Annotated in this window: 18 protein-coding genes; 5 read left to right on the top strand and 13 right to left on the bottom strand. The window is 66.4% G+C overall.

Annotation, left to right across the window (positions count from 1 at the left end; translation table 11 throughout):
• Positions 1-152 precede the first annotated feature (152 nt).
• The 5 genes from QM470_RS20675 to QM470_RS20655 are packed head-to-tail and all read right to left on the bottom strand — an operon-like array spanning position 153 to position 4,363.
• A complete protein-coding gene (locus QM470_RS20675) occupies positions 153-461 on the bottom strand; it encodes a DUF2160 domain-containing protein (RefSeq protein WP_066541332.1) in 309 nt (102 codons plus the stop codon).
• A 17-nt stretch (positions 462-478) separates the two neighbouring features.
• On the bottom strand, positions 479-1,291 hold the full coding sequence (locus QM470_RS20670) for a carbohydrate ABC transporter permease (protein WP_280011473.1): 813 nt from the start codon (positions 1,289-1,291) through the stop codon (positions 479-481).
• A complete protein-coding gene (locus tag QM470_RS20665) occupies positions 1,284-2,177 on the bottom strand; it encodes a carbohydrate ABC transporter permease (RefSeq protein ID WP_066541334.1) in 894 nt (297 codons plus the stop codon). The genes QM470_RS20670 and QM470_RS20665 overlap by 8 nt, the downstream gene beginning before the upstream one ends.
• Complete coding sequence (locus QM470_RS20660) at positions 2,174-3,259, bottom strand: ABC transporter ATP-binding protein (protein WP_283340572.1); 1,086 nt, start codon at positions 3,257-3,259, stop codon at positions 2,174-2,176. Before QM470_RS20660 ends, QM470_RS20665 begins: the two co-directional genes overlap by 4 nt.
• 3 nt (positions 3,260-3,262) lie before the next feature.
• On the bottom strand, positions 3,263-4,363 hold the full coding sequence (locus QM470_RS20655; protein WP_283340578.1) for an ABC transporter ATP-binding protein: 1,101 nt from the start codon (positions 4,361-4,363) through the stop codon (positions 3,263-3,265).
• Between the two features lie 234 nt (positions 4,364-4,597).
• Here QM470_RS20655 and QM470_RS20650 point away from each other — a divergent pair, with 234 nt between their 5' ends.
• The 3 genes from QM470_RS20650 to proC all read left to right on the top strand — a co-directional run bounded on the left by QM470_RS20650 (position 4,598) and on the right by proC (position 7,984).
• Positions 4,598-5,368 carry a DeoR/GlpR family DNA-binding transcription regulator gene (locus QM470_RS20650; protein ID WP_066541339.1) on the top strand — a complete coding sequence of 257 codons (771 nt, stop codon included), beginning with the start codon at positions 4,598-4,600 and terminating at the stop codon, positions 5,366-5,368.
• A gap of 99 nt (positions 5,369-5,467) precedes the next feature.
• Positions 5,468-6,973, top strand: coding sequence for a glycerol kinase GlpK (gene glpK, locus QM470_RS20645; protein ID WP_283340571.1), 1,506 nt, complete (start codon positions 5,468-5,470; stop codon positions 6,971-6,973).
• A gap of 180 nt (positions 6,974-7,153) precedes the next feature.
• Entirely contained in the window at positions 7,154-7,984 is an 831-nt protein-coding gene (proC, locus tag QM470_RS20640; protein WP_283340570.1) for a pyrroline-5-carboxylate reductase, read from the top strand.
• A gap of 62 nt (positions 7,985-8,046) precedes the next feature.
• Here the strand turns inward: proC and ygiD are convergent, their stop codons facing one another.
• The 5 genes from ygiD to recG form a co-directional block, all read right to left on the bottom strand.
• Positions 8,047-8,919, bottom strand: coding sequence for a 4,5-DOPA-extradiol-dioxygenase (gene ygiD, locus QM470_RS20635; protein ID WP_283340569.1), 873 nt, complete (start codon positions 8,917-8,919; stop codon positions 8,047-8,049).
• Between the two features lie 172 nt (positions 8,920-9,091).
• Complete coding sequence (ubiA, locus tag QM470_RS20630; RefSeq protein ID WP_283340568.1) at positions 9,092-9,982, bottom strand: 4-hydroxybenzoate octaprenyltransferase; 891 nt, start codon at positions 9,980-9,982, stop codon at positions 9,092-9,094.
• Between the two features lie 79 nt (positions 9,983-10,061).
• A complete protein-coding gene (locus QM470_RS20625; protein WP_280011466.1) occupies positions 10,062-10,601 on the bottom strand; it encodes a Dps family protein in 540 nt (179 codons plus the stop codon).
• A gap of 93 nt (positions 10,602-10,694) precedes the next feature.
• Positions 10,695-11,657, bottom strand: coding sequence for a LysR substrate-binding domain-containing protein (locus QM470_RS20620; RefSeq protein ID WP_192334831.1), 963 nt, complete (start codon positions 11,655-11,657; stop codon positions 10,695-10,697).
• A gap of 147 nt (positions 11,658-11,804) precedes the next feature.
• Positions 11,805-13,922 (bottom strand): ATP-dependent DNA helicase RecG, encoded by a 2,118-nt coding sequence (recG, locus tag QM470_RS20615; RefSeq protein WP_280024763.1) that lies wholly within the window; start codon positions 13,920-13,922, stop codon positions 11,805-11,807.
• 99 nt (positions 13,923-14,021) lie between these two features.
• Between recG and QM470_RS20610 the strand changes: the two genes are divergently transcribed.
• Positions 14,022-15,275 (top strand): cyclic di-GMP phosphodiesterase, encoded by a 1,254-nt coding sequence (locus tag QM470_RS20610; protein ID WP_066541350.1) that lies wholly within the window; start codon positions 14,022-14,024, stop codon positions 15,273-15,275.
• A gap of 58 nt (positions 15,276-15,333) precedes the next feature.
• Here the strand turns inward: QM470_RS20610 and QM470_RS20605 are convergent, their stop codons facing one another.
• Positions 15,334-16,515 carry a GGDEF domain-containing protein gene (locus QM470_RS20605; protein WP_283340567.1) on the bottom strand — a complete coding sequence of 394 codons (1,182 nt, stop codon included), beginning with the start codon at positions 16,513-16,515 and terminating at the stop codon, positions 15,334-15,336.
• Between the two features lie 217 nt (positions 16,516-16,732).
• Between QM470_RS20605 and queA the strand changes: the two genes are divergently transcribed.
• A complete protein-coding gene (gene queA / locus QM470_RS20600; protein WP_066541356.1) occupies positions 16,733-17,821 on the top strand; it encodes a tRNA preQ1(34) S-adenosylmethionine ribosyltransferase-isomerase QueA in 1,089 nt (362 codons plus the stop codon).
• Positions 17,822-17,924: 103 nt separating this feature from the next.
• Here the strand turns inward: queA and QM470_RS20595 are convergent, their stop codons facing one another.
• Entirely contained in the window at positions 17,925-19,601 is a 1,677-nt protein-coding gene (locus QM470_RS20595) for an enterochelin esterase domain-containing protein (protein ID WP_502846870.1), read from the bottom strand.
• 120 nt (positions 19,602-19,721) lie between these two features.
• Entirely contained in the window at positions 19,722-21,899 is a 2,178-nt protein-coding gene (locus QM470_RS20590; protein WP_283340565.1) for a TonB-dependent receptor, read from the bottom strand.
• Between the last annotated feature and the right edge of the window lie 147 nt (positions 21,900-22,046).

Below are 22,046 nucleotides of genomic sequence, written 5' to 3'. Positions count from 1 at the left end.
CCCCCCCCCCCCCCAGTGTTTATCAACAAAAACAGCATAAAACGGATTTTTTTTTTTTTTTGGTGGGGGTTTTTTTTTTTTTATATGCGGGGGGCCTTTTGTTGTGGGGGGGGCGGGGCGCCCCCCGCGGGGCCCCCGGTGCCACCATTCCGTCAGCCTTTGCGCATCACCAGCGCCAGCACCAGCATGGACAGCACAAAGCTGATCCACACCGAAGGCTCCTGCTCCAGCCCGAACCACTGCACCATCTTCTCGCCCAGCCCCACCCATGCCAGGTTGATATAGGCCGCCAGCAGCAGGCCGATGAAGAGGCGGTCCCCGCGCGTGGTTTCGATGGGCAGCCAGCCTTTGCGCTGCACCGTGGGGCTGCGGATTTCCCACACCGTCATGCCCACCAGCATCAGCGCGATGCAGCTAAAAAATACGGCCACCGGAGTGGTCCAGACCATCCAACTGAACATAGGGGTCTCCCGCCGCGTTACACGCGGCCCATGGCAAAGCCTTTGGCGATGTAGTGGCGCACGAACCAGATCACCACCGCCCCCGGCAGGATGGTGAGCACCCCCGCCGCAGCCAGCGTGGCCCAGTCCATGCCCGAGGCGCTCACGGTGCGGGTCATCGTGGCCACAATGGGCTTGGCATTCACGCTGGTCAGCGTGCGTGCCAGCAGCAGCTCCACCCAGCTGAACATGAAGCAAAAGAACGCCGCCACCCCCACCCCGGCCTTGATCAGCGGCAGAAAGATGGTGAGGAAAAAGCGCGGAAAACTGTAGCCGTCGATATAGGCCGTCTCGTCAATTTCGCGCGGAATGCCGCTCATGAAACCTTCCAGGATCCACACTGCCAGCGGCACGTTGAACAGCAGGTGCGCCAGCGCCACTGCCATGTGCGTGTCCATCAGCCCCATGGTGGTGTAGAGCTGGAAGAACGGCAGCAGGAACACGGCCGGCGGCGTCATGCGGTTGGTCAGCAGCCAGAAGAACACATGCTTGTCGCCCAGGAAGCGGTAGCGCGAGAAGGCATAGGCCGCCGGCAGCGCCACCGTCAGCGCGATCACCGTGTTGATGGCCACGTAGATCATGCTGTTGATGTAGCCCGAATACCACGACGGGTCGGTGAAGATGGTGCGGTAATTGCCCCAGGTGAAGTGCTGCGGCCACAGCGTGAAGCTGGCCACGATCTCTTCATTGGTCTTGAAGCTCATATTGACCATCCAGTAGATGGGCAGCACCGCAAACACCAGGTACAGGACCAGAAAGATGCTGCGCTTGTGAAAACGGCGTTCATTCATGGCCCACCTCCGCATTGCCGGTGCCCACGCGCTGCATCCAGTTGTAGAGGACGAAGCACAGCAGCAGGATGATCAGAAAGTAAATCAGCGAGAACGCAGCCGCCGGCCCCAGGTCGAACTGGCCCACGGCCTTCTGCGTCAGGTACTGGCTCAGGAACGTGGTGGCATTGCCCGGCCCGCCACCGGTCAGCACAAAGGGTTCGGTGTAGATCATGAAGCTGTCCATGAAGCGCAGCAGCACGGCAATCATCAGCACCCCGCGCATCTTGGGCAGCTGGATGAAGCGGAACACCGCCCATTTGCTGGCCCCGTCAATGCGCGCCGCCTGGTAGTAGGCGTCGGGAATGGAGCGCAGGCCGGCATAGCACAGCAGCGCCACCAGCGGCGTCCAGTGCCACACATCCATCACCAGCACGGTCAGCCAGGCATCCAGCGCATTGCCGGTGTAGCTGTAATCGATGCCCAGGCCGTTGAGTGTGGCGCCCAGCAGGCCAATGTCGGCACGGCCATAGATCTGCCAGATGGTGCCCACCACGTTCCACGGAATCAGCAGCGACAGCGCCACCACCACCAGCACCGCCGAAGCCTTCCAGCCCTGGGCCGGCATGGACAGCGCCAGCGCAATGCCCAGCGGAATCTCCACCAGCAGCACGGCCAGCGAGAAGGTGATCTGCCGCCACAGCGCGGCGTGCAGCTCTTCGTCGCGCAGCACGGCGGCAAACCATTCCGTGCCCACGAACACGCGGCGCTCGGGATCGATGATGTCCTGCACCGAGTAGTTCACCACCGTCATCAACGGCAGCACGGCCGAAAACGCCACGCAGAGGATCACCGGCAGGATCAGCAACCAGGCCCGCTGGTTGACCGGTTTGTTGGATGCGCTCATGCCAGCAGCTCCTCATTGCGGTAGTAGCAGGTGTGCGGCCCCACCAGCTGCAGCCAGACCCCCTGCCCCACAGCCGGCAGCGGCGTGCCAATGGCAAAACGGGCTTTCAGCGTGTGGCCGTCGATGCCGGCGGTCAGCATCAAATGGGTGCCCACGTCCTGCACCCGCTGGACCTGGGCCGGCACTGCACCGGCGGCGTCCGGCAGGGCCAGGCGCAGGTATTCCGGCCGCACGCCCAGCTGCAGCGGCGCACCGTCGGCCAGCTGCGCCTGCAGTGCAGGCGCCACCGGCATGCGGCGCTCTCCCACCCACAGCGCGCCATCCCGGCACTGCACGGGCAGAAAATTCATGCCCGGCGAACCGATGAAGTGCCCCACAAAGGCATGGCGCGGGTGTTCGAACAGCGCGTCGGGGGCCCCCACTTGCATGACCCGGCCGCGCGACATCACCACCACCTGCTCGGCAAAGGTCAGCGCCTCAACCTGGTCGTGGGTCACATAGATCAGCGTGAGCTTGAGCTCCTGGTGGATCTGCTTGAGCTTGCGCCGCAGCTGCCATTTGAGGTGCGGATCGATCACCGTCAGCGGCTCGTCAAACAGTACGGCAGCCACATCGGCCCGTACCAGCCCCCGGCCCAGCGAGATCTTCTGCTTGGCATCGGCCGACAGATTGGCGGCACGCTGGTTCAGCTGGCCGCTCATCTCCAGCATCTCCGCGATGACGCCCACACGCTGGCGGATCTCGGCCTCGGGCACCTTGCGGTTGCGCAGCGGGAACGCCAGGTTCTCGGCCACCGTCATGGTGTCGTAGATCACCGGGAACTGGAACACCTGGGCGATGTTGCGCTGCTGCGGGCTGTCCTGCGTGACATCGCGGCCATCGAACAGCACCTTGCCATGCGACGGCGTCAGCAAGCCCGACATGATGTTCAGCAAGGTGGTCTTGCCGCAGCCCGACGGGCCCAGCAACGCGTAGGCCCCGCCATCGGCGAACTCCATCTGCAGCGGCAGCAGGGCGTAGTCGCTGTCCTGCTGCGGATGGGGCCGGTAGGCATGGGCCAGATCCAGGGTGATGCGTGCCATGGTTCAGCCTCCCGCCTCGGACACCGGCAGCTGCAGCAGGGCGCCGCCTTGGCCGCCCGGCAATTCACGCTCGAAGATATAGCAGTCCAGCGGCGACAGATAGACGCTGACAGGCTGATTGAGCCCGACCTTGTGCACCCCGGTCAGCTGCGCCACCCAGTCCCCCCAGGGCAGTTGCACGTGCACAAAGGTGTCGGAGCCCGAAATCTCCGCCAGGTGCACCAGCCCCTGCAGCGCCACATCGCCGGGCCTCGCCTGCAGGGCCAGGGCACTGGCACGCACTCCCAGCATGGCCGCCCCTGCGGGCTGGCGCAGCGGCTGGGGCAGTGCCAGCCGGGTACCGTCCGGCAAGGCGATCTGTTGCCCGCCGCCTTCCACCTCCACGGCCACCAGATTCATCGGCGGATCGCTGAAGGCCCGCGCCACCCGCAGCGACTGCGGCGCATGGAAGACCTGGGCCGTGGGCCCGTACTGCAGCAGCTCGCCGGCATCTAGCACCGCGGTATAGCCCCCCAGCAGCAGGGCCTCTCCCGGCTCGGTGGTGGCATAGACCACGGTGGACCGGCCCGCGTCAAACAGCTGGGTCAGCTCGTCGCGCAGGCCTTCGCGCAGCTTGTAGTCAAGGTTCACCAGGGGCTCGTCCAGCAGCATCAGCGGCGCATCCTTGGCCAGGGCACGGGCCAGCGCCACCCGCTGCTGCTGGCCGCCTGACAATTCGGCCGGCAGCCGGTCCAGAAACATGTCGATGTGCAGGCGCTGGGCCAGCGCGCGCACCTTGCGGTCAATCTCCTGGTCCCCGCGCAGCTTCAGCGGAGAGGCGATGTTGTCCGCCACCGTCATCGACGGGTAGTTGATGAACTGCTGGTAGACCATGGCCACATTGCGCTGGCGCACCGGCATGCCGGTCACATCCCGGCCATCCACCCGCACGCGACCGCTGGTCGGCGCATCCAGCCCGGCCATGATGCGCATCAGGCTGGTCTTGCCGGCCTGGGTGGCCCCCAGCAGCACGGTCACGGCAGCGCTTTGCAATGTCAGGTTCAGCGGGTAGAGCCACGTCTGCCCCCCGACACGTTGCGCCACGTTCTCCAGCTCCAGCTGCATCGCCACCTCTCTGCTCCGGCTGCGGAGCAAATGTGTACTTCCGTGTGATTGAAAGCCCTTGCTTGCTTTCGGATGGATGCATTTTTGTTCTTTTGTCTGCCGAACCCATAGAAAAATACCCTAGGCATGGTTCGTTTGACTTCGATGACCATAACGAAACAAGCCGCAACACCCTGCTGTCTGCGCTATAAAGTGCTGCATCTGCCCGTTTCCCAACCTTTGCCCTTTTGCGCCGTGAACTCCAACCCCCGCCAACTGCAGCTGCTCGAAGAAGTCCGACAACGCCAATCCGCCACGGTGGAGCAACTGGCCGACATCCTGGGGGTCACGCTGCAGACCGTGCGCCGGGATGTGCAGAAGATGGCCGACATGGGCCTGCTGGTGCGTTTTCACGGCGGCGTGCGCATGCCCAGCGCCACGGTGGAGAACATCGCCCACCCGCAGCGCCAGACCATGCATGCCGAAGGCAAGGCCCGCATCGCCCAGGCCATTGCCCAGGCCATTCCCAATGGCTGCTCGCTGATCCTGAACATCGGCACCACGACGGAGGCCGTGGCCAAGGCCCTGCTGCGCCACCAGGGCCTGCGCGTCATCACCAACAACCTGAACGTGGCCGCCATCCTCAGCAGCAATGCGGACTGTGAAGTCATCGTCGCCGGCGGCGTGGTGCGCACGCGCGACCGCGGCATCGTGGGCGAGGCGGCGGTGGATTTCATCCGCCAGTTCAAGGTGGACATTGCCGTGATCGGCATCTCCGCCATCGAGGCCGACGGCTCGCTGCGCGACTTCGACCTGCGCGAGGTGAAAGTGGCGCAGACCATCATCCAGCAATCGCGCGAACTGTGGCTGGCGGCCGACCACAGCAAGTTCGACCGCCAGGCCATGGTGCAGATGGCTACGCTGCAGCAGGTGGACCGCCTGTTCACGGACGCACCACCGCCCCCCCACTTCATTCCGCTGCTGGAGCAGGCCGAGGTGGAATACACCGTCGCCGACCAGGCCTGAACACATTCGGCCCCCGCCCTGGCAGCGCCTTGCGTGCCAGCGGCATTCCTGCGGGCGGCACCTATCCGCCGGCCGCAGTTTCTGACCTATGCTTCCCCCATGACGACCTATCTGCTTGCCTTGGACCAGGGCACCTCCAGTTCCCGCTCCATCGTGTTCGATGCGCAAGGCCGCATCGTGGCTTCGGCCCAGCTGGAGCTGCCCCAGATCTACCCGCGTCCGGGCTGGGTGGAGCACGACCCGCGCGAAATCTGGCGCACCCAGCTTTCCACCGCCCGGGAAGCACTGACCAAGGCCGGCCTCACGGCCAGCGACATCCGCGCCGTGGGCATCACCAACCAGCGTGAAACCACCGTGGTGTGGAACCGCAAGACCGGCGCCCCCATCCACCATGCCATCGTCTGGCAGGACCGCCGTGCCGAGCCCATCTGTGCCGCGCTGCGCGAAGCCGGCATGGCCGACACCATCCAGCAAAAGACCGGCCTGCTGATCGACGCCTACTTCTCCGGCAGCAAGCTGCAATGGCTGCTGGACAACGTGCCCAGCGCCCGCGCCGCGGCCGACGCCGGCGACCTGGCCTTCGGTACCGTGGACAGCTGGCTGATCTGGCAGCTCACCGGCGGCCGACGCCATGTGACCGATGTCAGCAACGCCAGCCGCACCATGCTGTTCAACGTCCACACCAACCAGTGGGACACCGATCTGCTGGCCGCGCTGCGCATTCCCCGCAGCCTGCTGCCCGAAGTGCTGCCCTCCGCAGCCGACTTCGGCCGCACGGCCTCCGACATCCTGGGCGGCGAGATTGCCATCGGCGGCGTGGCCGGCGACCAGCAAAGCGCCCTCTTCGGCCAGGCCTGCTTCACGGCCGGCATGGCCAAGAACACCTATGGCACCGGCTGCTTCATGCTGATGCATACCGGCAGCCAGTTCCAGACCTCGGCCAACGGCCTGCTGACCACCTCGGCCGCACAGGCCAGCACCCAGCCCCAGTTTGCGCTGGAAGGCAGCGTCTTCGTGGGCGGCGCGGTGGTGCAGTGGCTGCGCGACGGCCTGCGCGCCATCGAGCACAGCGGCCAGGTGCAGCAGCTGGCCGAAAGCGTGCCCGACAGCGGCGGCGTGATGATGGTGCCCGCCTTCACCGGCCTGGGTGCCCCGTACTGGAAGCCCGACGCCCGCGGCACCATCACCGGCCTGACGCGCGGCAGCACCATCGCCCACATCGCCCGCGCGGCGCTGGAATCCATTGCCTACCAGAGCGCGGCCCTGCTGCAGGCCATGAGCCGCGATGCGGTGGCCAATGGCGGTGCAGCAGTGAGCGAGCTGCGCGTGGACGGCGGGGCCTGTGTGAACAACCTGCTGATGCAGTTCCAGGCCGACCTGCTGGGCATTCCCGTGGTGCGCCCCGCCTGCGTGGAAACCACCGCGCTGGGTGCGGCCTACCTGGCCGGTCTGTCCACCGGCGTGTACCAGAGCACCGAAGAGCTGTCGGCCCTGTGGAAGGCCGAGCGCCGCTTTGTGCCCACCCAGGAGCATGACCGCGCCCAGGAGCTGATGGCACGCTGGGAGCACGCCGTGGCACAGACGGCACTGCCCCACCCGGCCTGATTCATGCCCCCGCCAGGCGCTGCCTGCCGCCTGTCACAGGCGTTCGCAAGGGATGGCACGGCCAAGCCATTAAAGCCATTGCGTGAATAGCGCCTGTTTTTGCCACACGCACCGCGCGACAATAGCGGATTAGGGCAAGCCCTTGGTCGGGGCGCTGCCCCTCGCTTTCCGGAGCCTTTCATGACATCCCCCGCAACCCATCCCTCTTCCATCGCCTTCATCGGCGGCGGCAACATGGCCAGTGCCTTCATCGGCGGCCTGCTTGCCCAGGGCCTGCCCGCTGCCAGCATCACCGTGGTCGAGCCGTTCGAGGCAGCCCGCGATGCGCTGAAAGCCAAATTCGGTATCGACGCGCTGCCGGCCGCGACCGCCGCGCTGCAAGCCGCCGAACTGGTGGTCTGGGCCGTCAAGCCCCAGACCTTCAAGGACGCGGCCGCTGCCGCCAGCCCCTACACCCGCCACGCCCTGCACCTGAGCGTGGCCGCCGGCATCACCACCGACAGCATCGCCCAATGGCTGGGCACCGGCCGCATCGTGCGCGCCATGCCCAACACGCCCGCCCTGGTGGGCAAGGGCATGACCGGCCTGTTCGCCCGCGCCGATGTGGATGCCGCCGGCTGCGCGCAGGTGGAAGCCGTGATCGGCACCACCGGCCAGTTCATGTGGGTGGAGCAGGAAAGCCACCTGGACGCCGTGACCGCACTGTCCGGCTCCGGCCCGGCCTATGTATTCTTCTTCCTGGAAGCCATGACCCGTGCCGGCCAGGACATGGGCCTGAGCGAAGCCCAGGCCTACCAGATGGCCGTGGCCACCTTCCAGGGCGCCTCCGAGCTGGCCGCCCGCTCCGACGAACCCGCCGCCGTGCTGCGCGAGCGTGTGACCAGCAAGGGCGGCACCACCTTCGCGGCCATCACCCACATGCAGGACACGCAGGTGGCTGCGCACTTTGTGCAGGCCATGCGCAAGGCCGAAGCCCGCGCCCAGGAACTGGCGGCCGAATTCGGCCGTTGAGCCGGTGGTCTGCGCTGTGCGGTGGCCGCGGTCACCGTGCAGCGCTGCTGGCGGGAACGGCGCTATGCGCCCCAGACCATGGAGCGCATGGAGATGGCCGCCATCTGGTAGTCGGTGTTGAAGCTGCGCACCGCCTCTCCGCCCTCCACCGCACCGGCCGCATACAGCAGCGGCAGGTAATGGTCATGGCTGGGGTGGGCCATCTGCGCCACCGGCCCCAGCTGCTGGAAGTCCACCAGACCCGCCAGATCCCCCTGGTCCACATGGCGGGCCACCATCTGGTCAAAGTCCACCGCCCAGTCATAGGCCTGCTGGGGTGACGAGGTGCGCTGCAGCGCGCGCAGGTTGTGCACCACGTTGCCGCTGCCAACAATGAGCACGCCCCGCTCGCGCAAGGCCCGCAGCTGCTGACCCAGCGCGTAATGCTCGGCCGGCGGGCGGCTGTAGTCCATGCTCAGCTGCACCACCGGAATGGAGGCATCGGGAAACATGGGTTGGAGCACGCTCCAGGCCCCGTGGTCCAGTCCCCATGCCTGCGGGTCCACGCCCAGGGGCTCCCGGGTGTGCGGCATCTGCAGCTGGGCCGCCAGCTGGATGGCCACCTGGGGGGCCCCCGGTGCCGGGTACTGCTGGGCAAACAACTCCGGCGGAAATCCGCCGAAGTCATGGATGGTCCTGGGCTGGGCCATGCCGGTCAGAAACGATCCGCCCTGCGTGAGCCAGTGCGCCGAGATGCACAGCACCAGCTGTGGCCGCTCCACCTGCGCCAGCAGCTCCTGCCCCAGCTGCTGCCAGCTGCGGCGGTAGGCGTTGTCTTCGATGGCATTCATGGGACTGCCATGCCCCAGGAACAGCACCGGCATGCGGGGCGACGGCTTGAGCTCGGCAATGCCCGCCTGCACGGCGGCCTGCGCGACATCATGGGCACTGGTCATGCGCACTCCTGCTGCGGCCAGCGCCGCCGCACCCGCGGCAGCTCCCAGCCACTGTCTGCGTTGCATCTTCCCACTTTCGCACGGTGCCCGCAGCACTGCGGGCATGAAAAAAGGGTGCCCACGGGCACCCTGGCTGTAAGGTGAGAGCCAGGCCGACCCCGGCAAGTTCCGCTCAGCGCAGCGCGAATCCCAGCGCCACACCGGCAAACATGCAGGCACCGATCCAATGGCTTTTGCTGAAGGCCACAAAACAGCCTTCGCGCGTGCGGTGCCGGATCAGCGTGTAGTGCCACACGATCTGCGCCGCCGCCGCGCCCATGCCCAGCCAGAACGGCCAGCCCAGCTGGTATGGCGCCAGCACCCAGGCCGTCAGGCCCCAGCACAGCACGAAGAAGGCCATGATGCCGGCCACATCGAAACGGCCCAGCGTGATGGCCGACGTCTTCATGCCGATCTTCAGATCGTCGTCACGGTCCACCATGGCGTACTCGGTGTCGTAGGCCAGCACCAGGAACATATTGGCCAGCCACAGCACCCAGGCAGCCAGCGGCACGCCCCCCGTCACCGCGGCAAAGGCAATCACGATGCCGAAGTTAAAGGCAATGCCCAGAAAGGCCTGGGGCATGGCAAAGAAGCGCTTGGTGAACGGGTAGAGGATGGTGAACAGCACGGCCGGCACCGACCAGGCCACCGCCTCCCAGCGCGTCGACAGCACCAGGCCGAATGCCACCAGGGTGAGCACCACGCCGACCATGACCGCCTCTGGCACCGAGACCTGGCCGCTGGTGATGGGCCGCTGCGTGGTGCGCTTCACATGCTTATCGAAGTCGCGGTCGGCAATGTCGTTGATGGTGCAGCCGGCGCTGCGCATCAGCACCGTGCCCAGCACAAAGACGAGCAGCAGATGCCAGCCCGGAAACCCGTCTGCCGCCACCCACAGCGCTGCCAGCGTGGGCCAGACCAGCACCAGCCAGCCCGCGGGGCGGTTCCAGCGGATCAGGTCCAGATACAGCGACAGTTTGCTGCGCGCCGGTGCAGCAGGGGAAGCAACAGGGGAGGTCATAGCCGGGAATTGTCGCGCCAAATGCACAACGCCCGCTGGCAGCGGGCGTTGCGACTGAGCAGTCTGGTGCGGGAAGCGGTCAGTCTTCCAGCAGCGAGCGCAGCATCCAGGCGGTCTGCTCGTGCACCGTCAGGCGCTGGGTCAGCAGGTCGGCCGTGGGCTCATCGCTGGCCTTGTCCGCCAGGGGGAACAGCTCGCGCGCGGTACGGGCCACGGCTTCGTTGCCCTGCACCAGGATGCGGATCATCTCCACGGCCTTGGGCGGGGTCACGGGCACATCGGGCAGGCTGGTCAGCTTGCCGAACTGGGCGTAGGAACCGGGGGCAAAGTGGCCCAGCGAGCGGATGCGCTCGGCAATCGGGTCCACCGCATTCCACAGCTCGGTGTACTGGCCCATGAACATGGTGTGCAGGGTGTTGAACATCGGACCCGTCACATTCCAGTGGAAGTTGTGCGTGGTCAGGTACAGCGTGTAGGTGTCGGCCAGCAGGCGCGACAGGCCTTTGGCAATCGCTTCGCGGTCCTTGTCGCTGATACCGATATTGATAGCAGGCACTGCCGGTACAGCCTCGGTCTTGCTGTCTTTCTTAACGCTTGTCTTGCTCGAATCTTTGGCCATGGATCTGGACTCCTTTCATGCAAGCCCCGTGGGGCGTTCTGAAAACTGTAGCGCACAACGCGCGCGCTGTCATGCGCGCGGCTGTGACCAAGCTCAAGATAGGCGCGTGACGCCCGGCAGCGCGCAGGCGTAGACGGCGTTGCGCAGCGCGGCAATGGCTTCGTAGCGGGTGAAGCTGCGGCGCCAGACCAGCACCACGCGGCGGCTGGGAGGTGGCACACCGTCTTCTTCGACGATGGGCAGGTAGCGGATGTGCGGCTCGTCCGACTTGCGACGGCGCGGCGTGTCCAGCGCATCCTTGGGCACGGACAGGCGTGGCACCAGGGTCACGCCCATGCCTGCAGCCACCATGTGTTTGATGGTTTCCAGGGACGAGCCTTCGAAGGTGCGGCGGATGCCTTCGGCATTGCTGGCGTAGCGGGCGAACTCGGGACAGACCTCGAGCACATGGTCGCGGAAGCAGTGGCCTGCGCCCAGCAGCAGCATGGTCTCGTTCTTCAGGTCCATGGTGGACACGGTGGACTTCTGTGCCAGCGGGTGGCTGCTGGGCACGGCGGCCATGAAGGGCTCGTCGTACAGCGGCGCGATGGCCAGGCCGGTGTCGGGGAAAGGCTCGGCCACGATGGCGCAGTCGATCTCGCCGGTGCGCAGCATTTCCAACAGCTTGACGGTGAAGTTCTCCTGCAGCATCAGCGGCATCTGCGGCGTGCGCTCGATGGAGTTGCGCACCAGATCGGGCAGCAGATAGGGGCCGATGGTGTAGATCACGCCCAGCGTCAGCACGCCGGACAGCGGGTCCTTGCCGCGCTTGGCGATCTCCTTGATCGCTGCCGCCTGTTCCAGCACGCTCTGCGCCTGGCGCACGATTTCCTCACCCAGCGGCGTCACCGTCACTTCCCCCGCGCTGCGCTCGAACAGCTTGACGTCCAGTTCGTCCTCCAGCTTCTTGATCGCCACAGACAGCGTGGGCTGCGACACATAGCAGGCATCGGCCGCGCGGCCAAAGTGCTTTTCTCGGGCAACCGCAACGATGTACTTCAGTTCTGTGAGCGTCATGGCGTGTGTGGATCTTTTCTATGCAGGGAGAGGACTCAACATTTTGCATGCCCTCGCTTGTTTCGCAGTCAGGGTGCAGCGATTTTTTCAGAAAAATGTCAGCTGAACACCAGATATCGACCGCATATCGTGCGCTGATCCGGAAGTTCACGCCTTGAGGTATTCGGCCTTGCCGCCCAGCCAGCGTGAAATATGCATCTCCGCCAGCAGCGGATGCTGCTCCAGCATGGATGGTGCCAGCTCACGCGCCCATTCCAGCAGCGCAATGTCCTGTTCCAGATCGGCAAAGCGCAGCATGGCCGCGCCCGACTGGCGTGCGCCCAGGAATTCGCCCGGGCCGCGGATTTCCAGGTCGCGCCGCGCAATCTCGAAGCCATCGTTGGTCTCGGCCATGGCGCGCAGCCGCTCCTTGCCGGTATCGGACAGGCGCCCATTGTCGTTGACCGCATACAGCAGCACGCAGGCCGAAGCCGCGGCGCCCCGCCCCACGCGGCCGCGCAGCTGGTGCAGCTGGCTCAGGCCAAACCGCTCGGCATGCTCGATCACCATCAGGCTGGCGTTGGGCACGTCCACCCCCACTTCGATCACCGTGGTGGACACCAGCACACCCATGATGCCGGCCGTGAACAGCTCCATCACGGCCTTCTTCTCGGCCGTGGGCATGCGCGAGTGCAGCAGGCCCACCATCACGCCGGGCAGGGCTTCGCTCAGATCGGTGTGCGTGGCCGTGGCATTGGACAGGTCCAGCGCCTCGCTTTCCTCGATCAGCGGGCACACCCAGTAGACCTGCCGCCCGGCGGCCACCTGGGCACCGATGCGGGCGATGACCTCGTCCTTGCGGCTGTCCGAGATGACCTTGGTCACGATGGGCGTGCGCCCCGGCGGCAGCTCGTCGATGACGGACACATCCAGATCCGCGTAATAGCTCATCGCCAGGGTGCGGGGAATGGGCGTGGCACTCATCATCAGCAGGTGCGGCTCCAGGCCGGCATGGGCCAGCTTCTGCCGCAATGCCAGGCGCTGGGCCACACCGAAGCGGTGCTGCTCGTCGATCACGGCCAGCGCCAGGTTGTGGAACTGCACCTGCTCCTGAATCACCGCATGCGTGCCGACCACCAGCGCGGCTTCGCCGCTGGCCACCAGCGCCAGCATGGCGGCACGCTCCTTCTTTTTCTGCGCCCCGGACAGCCAGGCCACTTTTTTGCCCAGCGGCTCCAGGATGGGCTCCAGCCAGCCCACCAGCTTGCCAAAGTGCTGTTCGGCCAGGATTTCAGTGGGCGCCATCAGCGCGCACTGCCAGCCGGCGGCAATGCAGACCATGGCCGACAGGGCGGCCACCACGGTCTTGCCCGAGCCCACATCGCCCTGCAGCAGGCGGTGCATGGGCATGGTGCGCGCCATGTCATCGGCAATTTCGCGGCAGACGCGCTGCTGGGCTCCGGTCAGGCCGAACGGCAGCACTGCCAGAAACTGCTCCACCAAGGTCTGCTCCCCGGCGGCAGGCGGCGGCACGCGCAAGGCCGGCGCCCTGAGACGCGCGCGCTCGCGCTTGGCCTGGTACTGCGACAGCTGCTGGGCCAGCAGCTCTTCGGCCTTCAGGCGCTGCCAGGCCGGGTGGGAATGGTCTTCCAGCGTGGCCAGCGCCACATCGGGTGTGGGGTTGTGCAAAAAATAAAGCGCTTCCCGCAAGCCCAGCAGGCCATGCAGCCCCGCTTCGCTCCAGTACGGCAGCACCGGCGGCGGCGTGCCCGGCGGCAGCGTCTCGGGCAGCTGCACACGCTGCAATGCACTGGCAATCGCACGGCGCAAATAGGGCTGCGGCAGGCCGGCGGTGGTCGGGTAGATGGGGGTCAGCGCCTGGGGCAGCTCGCCACCGGCCAGCTTGAAGGCAGGGTGCAGCATCTGCCGCCCCCAGAACCCCCCTTTGACTTCACCCCGGATGCGCAGCACCGCCCCCGGCGACAGGGTTTTCTGGTGCGAGGGGTAGAAGCTGAAGAAGGTGAGCACGCAAGTGCCGGTGCCGTCGTCCACCGTGACCTTGAGCATGCGGCGGGGGCGCAGCTGGACTTCGCTCTGGGTGACCGTGGCTTCGATCTGCACCGTCTCGCCATCGCGCGCGTTCTTCAGCGGGATGATGCGGGTTTCGTCCTCGTAGCGCAGCGGCAGGTGCAGGGCCAGATCGATGTCACGCACCAGGCCCAGCTTGTGCATGGCCTGTTGGGCGGCACTGGCGGCAGGTTTTTTGGCGGGAACAGAAGCAGGCATGAGCAGAATCAAACAGCAGGCAGGCGATGGCGACAAGCAGCGGGGGACAGGCTACCATGGACCACTCCTGACCAGCGCCAAAGTGCCGCCCCCATTCGCATGTTCAAGCGCATCTCCGTTCAGCACCTGACCACCGGCATGTACATCTACGAGATGTGCGGCCCCTGGATCTCCCACCCTTTCTGGCGCAGCGCCTTCCTGCTGACCGATGCGTCCGACCTGCAGCGGCTGCGCAAAAGCAAGGTCACGGAGGTCTGGATCGATCCGGCCCGCGGCAAGGACATTGCCCCCGGCGTGCCCTGCGTGGTCTGGGATCCCCAGCAGACATCCGACCCGGACCGCACACCGCCCACGGCCAAACCGCAGGCGCGCCCGCTGGCAGCCATCGACACGGCGCCGACCTCCCTGGGCAAGGAGTTGCACACGGCCATGGCGCTGTGCGAGCAGTCGCGCGATGCCATGCTGGACATGTTCAGCGAAGCCCGCATGGGGCGCGCCATCGGCATGGACATGGCCGAAAACCTGGTCAACGAAATCACCGGCTCCGTGCTGCGCAGCCCGGATGCGCTGCTGAGCGTGGCGCGCCTGAAGACGGCCGACAACTACACCTATATGCACTCGGTGGCGGTCAGCGGCCTGATGGTGGCCCTGGCACGCAAGCTGGGCCATGACGAGGCAGCGGTCCGGCGCGCCGGCATGGCCGGCCTGCTGCACGACCTGGGCAAGGCCCACATGGACCCGGCCATTCTGAACAAACCCGGGCAACTGACGGACGCCGAGTTTGCGCACATCAAGGGCCACCCCCGCGCCGCCTATGACCTGCTGTGCGGCAGCAGCGACATGGATGCCACCGTGCTGGACGCCTGCCTGCACCACCACGAGCGGCTGGATGGCGGTGGCTACCCCGACGGACTGGGGGGCGATGAAATCAGCCTGCTGGCACGCATGACCGCCATCTGCGATGTGTACGACGCCATCACCTCCGACCGCCCCTACAAGAAAGGCTGGCCCCCGTCCGAATCGCTGCGCCGCATGGCCGAATGGACGGGCACCCACCTGGACAAGCGCCTGTTCGAGACCTTTGTCAAAACCGTGGGCATCTACCCGGTGGGATCGCTGGTGCGCCTGCAATCCGAACGGCTGGCCGTGGTCAGCGAGCCCTCGGTCAAAAGCCTGACCGCCCCCCGCGTGGTGGTGTTTTACTGCACACAAAGCCAGCGCAATCTCAGCCCCCAGCTGGTCGATCTGTCCCAGCCGGGCCAGGACCGCATCGTCTGCCAGGAAGACCCGGGCGAATGGCCGTTCACCCACCTGGAAACGCTGTGGCGCAAGGGTGCAGCTGCCACTGCCTGAAGGCGCCACGGCGCGGTAGGCAAGCGCCCGCCCACTAGCTGCAAGGCGCGTGCGGGCTTCAGGCCGGCTGCTGGGTGGCGTCTTCCACCGGCACCTGCGGCGCGGCGGCCAGCTGGCAGCCGTTGCGCCCCAGCGATTTCGCGGCGTAAAGCGCCGCATCGGCCATGTCCACCAGCTGGGTGCGGCCATAGCGACCGTCCTTGCTGGCGGGTGGCACCATGCTGGCCGCACCCGCGCTGACGGTGACGCAAGGCCAGACCGGCGAGTTGCCGTGCGCCAGCTCCAGCAGGCGCACATTGCGCACGATCTGCCTGGCCACGGCCAGCGCGCCTTCGGCGTCGGTGTCCGGCAGGATCACGGCAAACTCTTCGCCGCCGTAGCGCGCCACCACATCGCTGACGCGGTGCACGCTGGTGCGCAGCGCCTGGGCAACAGCCTGCAGGCAGCGGTCGCCCTGCTGGTGGCCGTGGTGGTCGTTGTAGCGCTTGAAATGGTCCACATCGACCATCACCAGCCCCACGGGCCGGCCGCTGCGGCCGGCCTGGGCACAGGCCTGCACCAGGCGTTCCTCAAAGTAGGCGCGGTTGGCAATCTGCAGCAGGCCATCGGTGCGCGACATGGCTTCCAGCCGCACATTGGCCTGGGCCAGCTCCTGGGTGCGTTCGGCCACGCGTTCTTCCAGCAGCAGATTGGACTCGGCCAGCTGCATGTTCTGCAGCGACAGCGCGGTGTAGAGCTTGCCGATCATCTTCAGCAGCGCCTGGGTGCCGTTGTCGTTGTTGCGGCGCTCCTGGTCGAAGGCCTGGGCCGGCGACAGGCCGCCGCGGATGGAGCAGATCTGCCGCGCCATCGACTGGTCCACGCCCAGGATGTGCAACCCCAGCCACGAGGTCAGAAAGCCCACCAGCGTGGTCCCCGGGTCGGCCATGCTCTTGCGCTGGCGCCACAGCAGCGCCACCTGCTCCACAAACTGCTGGTGCAGATGGCGGTGCGGCTGCATGTGGCGTTCGTCCAGGCCGTGCTGCTGCATCAGATCTTCTTCTTCGGCAAAGTGGTATTCGGTATAGGCCAGCAGACGGCGGTAGATGTCTTCCAGCAGGGCGTCGTTGTCCTGGCCCTGCCCCTGGCGAAACAGCGCACCGCTCAATTCGTTGAACAGATCCACCAGCGCATGGTGTTGCCCATCCACGCCTTCCAGATCGGTAATGAAGTTGTCGTCCCAGACAAATGTCGTGTCCATGCCCACACCACTTGTTGCAGTAAGTAACTAGCCAGTCTAGGCCGTGCGCTTTGTACGTGTACTGATACGGCGCAAACATTCCCATGCACCCCGGGGACATATGCGGAGCGATCAGGGGAATTACCCGTATGCTTTTGCGCCCCGTCGCCGGTATTTGCGACAATTGGTTTTTCGGTTTCGACCTTGGAACGGGCTTGTCAGGCCCTCAAGAACACGCATGTCTTTCAGTCCCCGCCCGCACACCCTCAGTGATTTCGACTTTGCTCTGCCCGAGCATCTGATTGCCCAACACCCTGCCGCCGAACGCAGCGCCTCGCGCCTGCTGGACGGCCGCCAGAGCCCTCCGGTGGACCGCGTGTTCAAAGAGCTGCCCGATCTGCTGCACGAAGGCGATCTGCTGGTCTTCAACGACACCAAGGTGGTCAAGGCCCGCGTGTTCGGCGAAAAAGCCAGTGGCGGCAAGCTGGAGCTGCTGATCGAACGCGTGCTGGAAGGCAACGAGGTCGTGGCCCACATGAAGGTCAGCAAGAAGCCGCTGCCGGGCGCCAAGATCCATCTGCATGGCGGTCTGGGCAAGGGCGGCTTCGATGCCACGCTGCTGGGCCGCTGGCCCGATGAAAGCGGCCCGCTGTTCCGCTTTGCGCTGCAGGGCGCCCACAACGCCACCCCCTGGGATCTGATGGAGCAGTTCGGCCACCTGCCGCTGCCGCCCTACATCGCCCGCAACCAGAACAGCGACGAAGACCCGGACGAAGCCGAAGACACCGAACGCTACCAGACCGTGTTCGCCAGCCACCCCGGCGCCGTCGCAGCGCCCACGGCGGCCCTGCACTTCGACCAGGGCGTGCTGGATGCGCTGAAGGAGCGTGGCGTGGAGACCGCCTCGGTCACGCTGCACGTGGGGGCCGGCACCTTCCAGCCGGTGAAGGTGGAGAACATCGCCGAACACCAGATGCACAGCGAGTGGTACAACATTCCGCTGGGCACGCTGGCTGCGCTGGAGCGCTGCCGCCAGCGCCGTGGCCGCATCATCGCCGTGGGCACCACCAGCGTGCGCACGCTGGAATCCTGGGCCCGCACCGGCCAGATCAGCGGCGACACCAACATCTTCATCACCCCGGGCTTCGAGTTCCGCGTGGTGGACTGCCTGATCACCAACTTCCACCTGCCCAAGAGCACACTGATGATGCTGGTCAGCGCCCTGGCCGGCTACAAGCACGTGATGGAGCTGTACCAGCATGCGGTGCAGAACGAGTACCGCTTCTTCAGCTACGGCGACTCGATGCTGCTGGAGCGCAAGCGCTGAGCCACCGCGGCGTTTGCCGATCGCCCCAGGGCGTCAAGACCTCCTTGCCGCCCTGCATGCCCCCCCCGCTCCGGAGCGGGGGCTCCCGGAGAAGCCAGCCCGCCTACTGCGGCACGCCTTTGCAGCCCCGCACGCGCGACAGCTGCATATGCTGCGGGGCCAGCAGCGCCACCATGCCGCAGCCCAGCGACGCCTGCCACTGCACATAGTCGTGGCCGCTGACGAAGCTGCGCTGCATCACCCACAGCCCGCGTGCGCGCAGCACGTCACCCAGCGCGGCCGTGGTTTCCAAAATGCCGTCGCGCGCGCCTCGGCCGCTTTCAAACTTGCCTGCATCGATATAGAAGCGCACGTTCGGCATGGGCGCGGGCAGCGTCTGCCAAGCCCGCTGCATCCAGCCCGGCGCTTCGCCTTCTGGTGCCCACCAGTAGGAGCCTGACATGCTCAGCACGTTGCCGAACAGCTCGGGGTGCGTCAGCCCCAGGTAGCTGGACACCAGCCCCCCATAGCTACTGCCCGCGACCACGGTGCGGCGCGCCATCTGCCCCAGGCCCTGGGCCTGCACCCAGGGCATCAGCTCCTCGGCCATGAAGCGGGCGAATTGCGGGTTGGGCGGCAACTCGTCCCCCCGCGCCTCGGGACTGGCATTGCCCACGATCACTGCCGCCACCGGCGGCAGCAGGCCATCGGCCACCAGGTTGTCCAGAATGCGCGGCGTGGCCACGTCGTGCACATAGGCATGGGCATCGAACAGCACCAGCAGCCCCTGCACACCCTGTGCGCCCGCTCCCGCAGGCACATAGGTCCACACATCGCGGTCATTGCCCAGGATGGCGCTGTGCACCACATGGCGCGTCAGCGTGCCACGCGGCACCCCGGCACGTGCGGCCACCCAGGGCTGGGCAGGCGCCTGCGGCAGGCTCAGCACCGAGCGCCCCTGGTGGATGTCGTCCAGCCCGCCCCACGGGGCGGTGGGAAAGACCGCCGGGTTCAGCGGGTCGCGCTGCAGCGTGGCCAGAATCATGCGCCGCTGCTGCCGCGCATCGGCAATCTGCGGCACATCCGGCGCCAGCCCATAGCTCAGGCGCGCGCGCGGATCCATCACCACGCTGGTCCACCAGACATCGCTGCCGGCCAGCTTCTGCAGCGGGTTGTGGTCGCCGCTGGGGCTGCCGAACAGGCGCACATTGGTGTTGCCCCGGTCGCGCCACACAAAGGTCACCAGCAGTTGTCCGTCCTGCCACGGCTCCACCAGCGGCGCACCCTGCTGCTGCACGGTCTGCCAGAACGCCTCGGTGCCAGCGCCACGGGCCACAGCCTGCTGCAGCGCCTGCAGCTGCGGGCCCATCGGCGTGTCCGCGGCAGACAGGGGTGCGGGCCCGTCGCTGGTCCAGGTCTGCAGCACCTGCAGGCCCGCCGTGGCCGGCTGACCGGCCAGCACGGGCGTGGCCCACAGCTGTTCGTGCTGTGCACCCTGTGTACGCCACATGGCCGTCTGCACGCCCCGGCCGTTCTCTGCCAGGCGGCGCAGATGCCGCCCCTGGGCATCGCGCAGATCGACATGCACGTTCTCCCCGGTGATGCGCAGCTGCACCACCTGGCCGGCGGGCACTTCCAGCGGCAGCCGCTGCCCTGCGGCGGCGACGGCTGTCTGCACCGTTTTTTTCAGCATCGGCTCGGGGGCGTTGTCCTGCGCTCCTGCCGCGCCAGCGAGCACCGCGCACAGGACCCCGGCCATGGCGAAGGGGGTCGATTTCTGCAAAATTCTTTTCAAGGTCATGTCTGTTTCGGTGCCCTCGGCGTGGCCCTCTCCTGCACCACAGCCCCGGCGCAGGGTATGCACACCGGGGCAGTGGTCATGGCAATGCGCCGGCGGGATTCACGCGGCGCAGCATACGACTCAGAAGTCCACCGTGGCCGACAGACGCAGCGTGCGCGGTGCGCCCACGGTCATGAAGTTGTCGGCGAATGCACCCGCCCAGTATTTGCGGTCAAACAGATTCTGCAGATTGGCACGCAGGGTGACGGGCTTGCCGCCCATGCGGGTGGCATAGCGCACCCCGGCGTCAAAACGCGTCCAGCTGGGCGCCTGGATGGTGTTGCTGGAGTTGACCCACTGCGTACCGGTGTAGACCATGCGGCCGCTGACCGCCAGCCCCGGCACGGCAGCCACGGCGTAGTCGGCCCCCAGATTCGCCGTCCAGCGCGGCACGCCATACATGTCCAGCCCGTCCTTGCTGCCGCCCTGGGTCTTGGTCTGCTTGGCCTGGGTGTAGGCCACGCCGCCCAGCAGCGTCCAGGCGGATGCGAGCTTGCCCGACACGGTCCACTCCGCACCGCGGTTGCGCTGCTCGCCGTCATCCACCAGTGTGGGCAGGGTATCCCCCGCGCGGGTCACCGAGATGGCGGAGGGCTTGCTGATCTGGAACAGCGAGAAGGTGTGCGTCAGCCCGGCGTTCTGCCACTTGACCCCGGCCTCCATTTGTTTGGTCTGGTAGGGCTTCAGGGTCTCGCCAGCATTCGCGTATCCGGCGGCCACGGTGGTGCCTGCGCTCAGACCTTCGATGTAGTTGGCGTACAGCGACAGCTGCTCTCCCCAGGGCTTGGCCACAATGCCCAGCATGGGCGTGGTGGCCTGGGCGTCGTAACCGGCCATCTTCTGCTCCACCTGCTGCAGGCGCAGACCGGCGGTGACGGCGAGCTTGCCATCGAGCATGCTCAGCGTGTCGGCCACGGCATAGCTGGTGATGACATTGTCCTTTTCCTGCTTGTAGGCCGTTGCTTCGCTGCTGAACACCACCTTGTCGCTGGGCGCGTACAGGTCGCTCACATAGCTGGCCGACGGCACGCCGCCCTTGGCATTCAGGCCACGCCCGCCTTCCTGGCGCAGCTGGTTCATGGAAAGCACTAGTTCATGTGCCACCGCGCCGGTGCGGAACTTGCCGCGCACCCCCACATCCCCGGTGAGGTTCTTGGTGTAGCCATACTGGTTGTACGTCTGGGTGTTCAGCGTGTGGCCGTCCTTTTGCAGAATGCCGCGCGTGCCGTTGAGCATGCCGGTGTATTCGTGCTCGGCCCAGCCCAGGCTGCCGTACACGCTCCAGGCGTCGTTCAGCTCGGCCGTACCGCGCAGCATCACGCCGTCACTTTGCTGCTCCGCCTGCATGCCGCGGAACTGGTTCAGCGAGGCATCCGGCGCGGCCACCATATGGCCCACCGTGGCAAAGCCCACCATCAGCGGGCTGCCATTGGCGATGGTGGAGCGGTAGCTGTAGGCGTCCAGCCCCAGCGTCCAGCGATCGCCCTGGTAGTCCATCGCCAGCGCACCCAGGCGCTTGCGGCGTTTCTGGTCGTCGACATCGGTTTCACCGCTGGCCATGCTGCCGTTGACACGGATGCCCAGTCGGCGTTCTTCCCCAAAGCGTCTGGACACATCGGCGTGCACGCCGAACTGCGAGCCCGTGGCGAACGAGGTGGTCAGCTGCGTGCGGTCATCGGCCGTGGGACGCTTGGTCACCACATTCACCACACCGCCCACGGCGCCGCCCGGCGCCATGCCGTTGAGCAGCGCGCCCGGACCCTTGAGGACTTCCACACGCTCCAGCATTTCGGTGGGAATGTGGCCGTCCGGCGCCATGCCGTACAGGCCGTTGAGGGAGACGTCGCTGGAATTCACCTCCAGCCCGCGGATGGTGTAGTTTTCGTAGGCGTGACCGGCATTGGTGGTGAAGCGCACCGAGGGGTCGTTTTCCAGCACCGCCGCCACCGTGGCGCTTTGCTGGTCGGCAATCACCTGCTGGGTGTAGCTGGTGATGTTGAAAGGCGCATCCATCACATCGCGGTTGCCCAGCAGACCCAGACCGGCGCCCTTGGCCACCTGGCCCCCAGCCGCCGGGGCCGGCAGCGTCTGCACATCCTGCGCCGAACGCACGGTGACTTCCTTGAGCGTGGTGGTGGATTCTTCCTGGGCCCGTGCGACGGTGGCACTCAGGCCCAGCACACCGGCCAAGGCCAGGACGTGGGGAGACAGCAAGCCGCTGCGCGCAGCGGGGAACAGGGTGCGATGCGAGGGAGACATGAACGAAAAAGGCCCGCACGGGCCATGGAGTGATTTTTAATGAGAATTATTATCACTCACGTTTTGTATCGATGCGTACATCCTGCCCCAAACCTGAGAGGCGCACGCAGTCTTGCGCCGCCTCGCTCATCGGCCAGCGCTTTCCCC

The sequence above is a fragment of the Comamonas sp. 17RB genome (assembly GCF_030056555.1).
Classification (GTDB): Bacteria; Pseudomonadota; Gammaproteobacteria; order Burkholderiales; family Burkholderiaceae_C; genus Comamonas; species Comamonas terrigena.
Note: the sequence above shows the minus strand (reverse complement) of the source record. Positions and strands in the feature narration are given on the sequence as shown.

Excerpts from the sequence above, each read along its gene's own strand:
- QM470_RS20675 (WP_066541332.1), bottom strand. The coding sequence starts at position 461 with ATGTTCAGTTGGATGGTCTGGACCACTCCGGTGGCCGTATTTTTTAGC.
- QM470_RS20670 (WP_280011473.1), bottom strand. The coding sequence starts at position 1,291 with ATGAATGAACGCCGTTTTCACAAGCGCAGCATCTTTCTGGTCCTGTAC.
- QM470_RS20665 (WP_066541334.1), bottom strand. The coding sequence starts at position 2,177 with ATGAGCGCATCCAACAAACCGGTCAACCAGCGGGCCTGGTTGCTGATC.
- QM470_RS20660 (WP_283340572.1), bottom strand. The coding sequence starts at position 3,259 with ATGGCACGCATCACCCTGGATCTGGCCCATGCCTACCGGCCCCATCCG.
- QM470_RS20655 (WP_283340578.1), bottom strand. The coding sequence starts at position 4,363 with ATGCAGCTGGAGCTGGAGAACGTGGCGCAACGTGTCGGGGGGCAGACG.
- glpK (WP_283340571.1), top strand. The coding sequence starts at position 5,468 with ATGACGACCTATCTGCTTGCCTTGGACCAGGGCACCTCCAGTTCCCGC.
- proC (WP_283340570.1), top strand. The coding sequence starts at position 7,154 with ATGACATCCCCCGCAACCCATCCCTCTTCCATCGCCTTCATCGGCGGC.
- ygiD (WP_283340569.1), bottom strand. The coding sequence starts at position 8,919 with ATGACCAGTGCCCATGATGTCGCGCAGGCCGCCGTGCAGGCGGGCATT.
- ubiA (WP_283340568.1), bottom strand. The coding sequence starts at position 9,982 with ATGACCTCCCCTGTTGCTTCCCCTGCTGCACCGGCGCGCAGCAAACTG.
- QM470_RS20625 (WP_280011466.1), bottom strand. The coding sequence starts at position 10,601 with ATGGCCAAAGATTCGAGCAAGACAAGCGTTAAGAAAGACAGCAAGACC.
- QM470_RS20620 (WP_192334831.1), bottom strand. The coding sequence starts at position 11,657 with ATGACGCTCACAGAACTGAAGTACATCGTTGCGGTTGCCCGAGAAAAG.
- recG (WP_280024763.1), bottom strand. The coding sequence starts at position 13,922 with ATGCCTGCTTCTGTTCCCGCCAAAAAACCTGCCGCCAGTGCCGCCCAA.
- QM470_RS20610 (WP_066541350.1), top strand. The coding sequence starts at position 14,022 with ATGTTCAAGCGCATCTCCGTTCAGCACCTGACCACCGGCATGTACATC.
- QM470_RS20605 (WP_283340567.1), bottom strand. The coding sequence starts at position 16,515 with ATGGACACGACATTTGTCTGGGACGACAACTTCATTACCGATCTGGAA.
- queA (WP_066541356.1), top strand. The coding sequence starts at position 16,733 with ATGTCTTTCAGTCCCCGCCCGCACACCCTCAGTGATTTCGACTTTGCT.
- QM470_RS20595 (WP_502846870.1), bottom strand. The coding sequence starts at position 19,601 with ATGACCTTGAAAAGAATTTTGCAGAAATCGACCCCCTTCGCCATGGCC.
- QM470_RS20590 (WP_283340565.1), bottom strand. The coding sequence starts at position 21,899 with ATGTCTCCCTCGCATCGCACCCTGTTCCCCGCTGCGCGCAGCGGCTTG.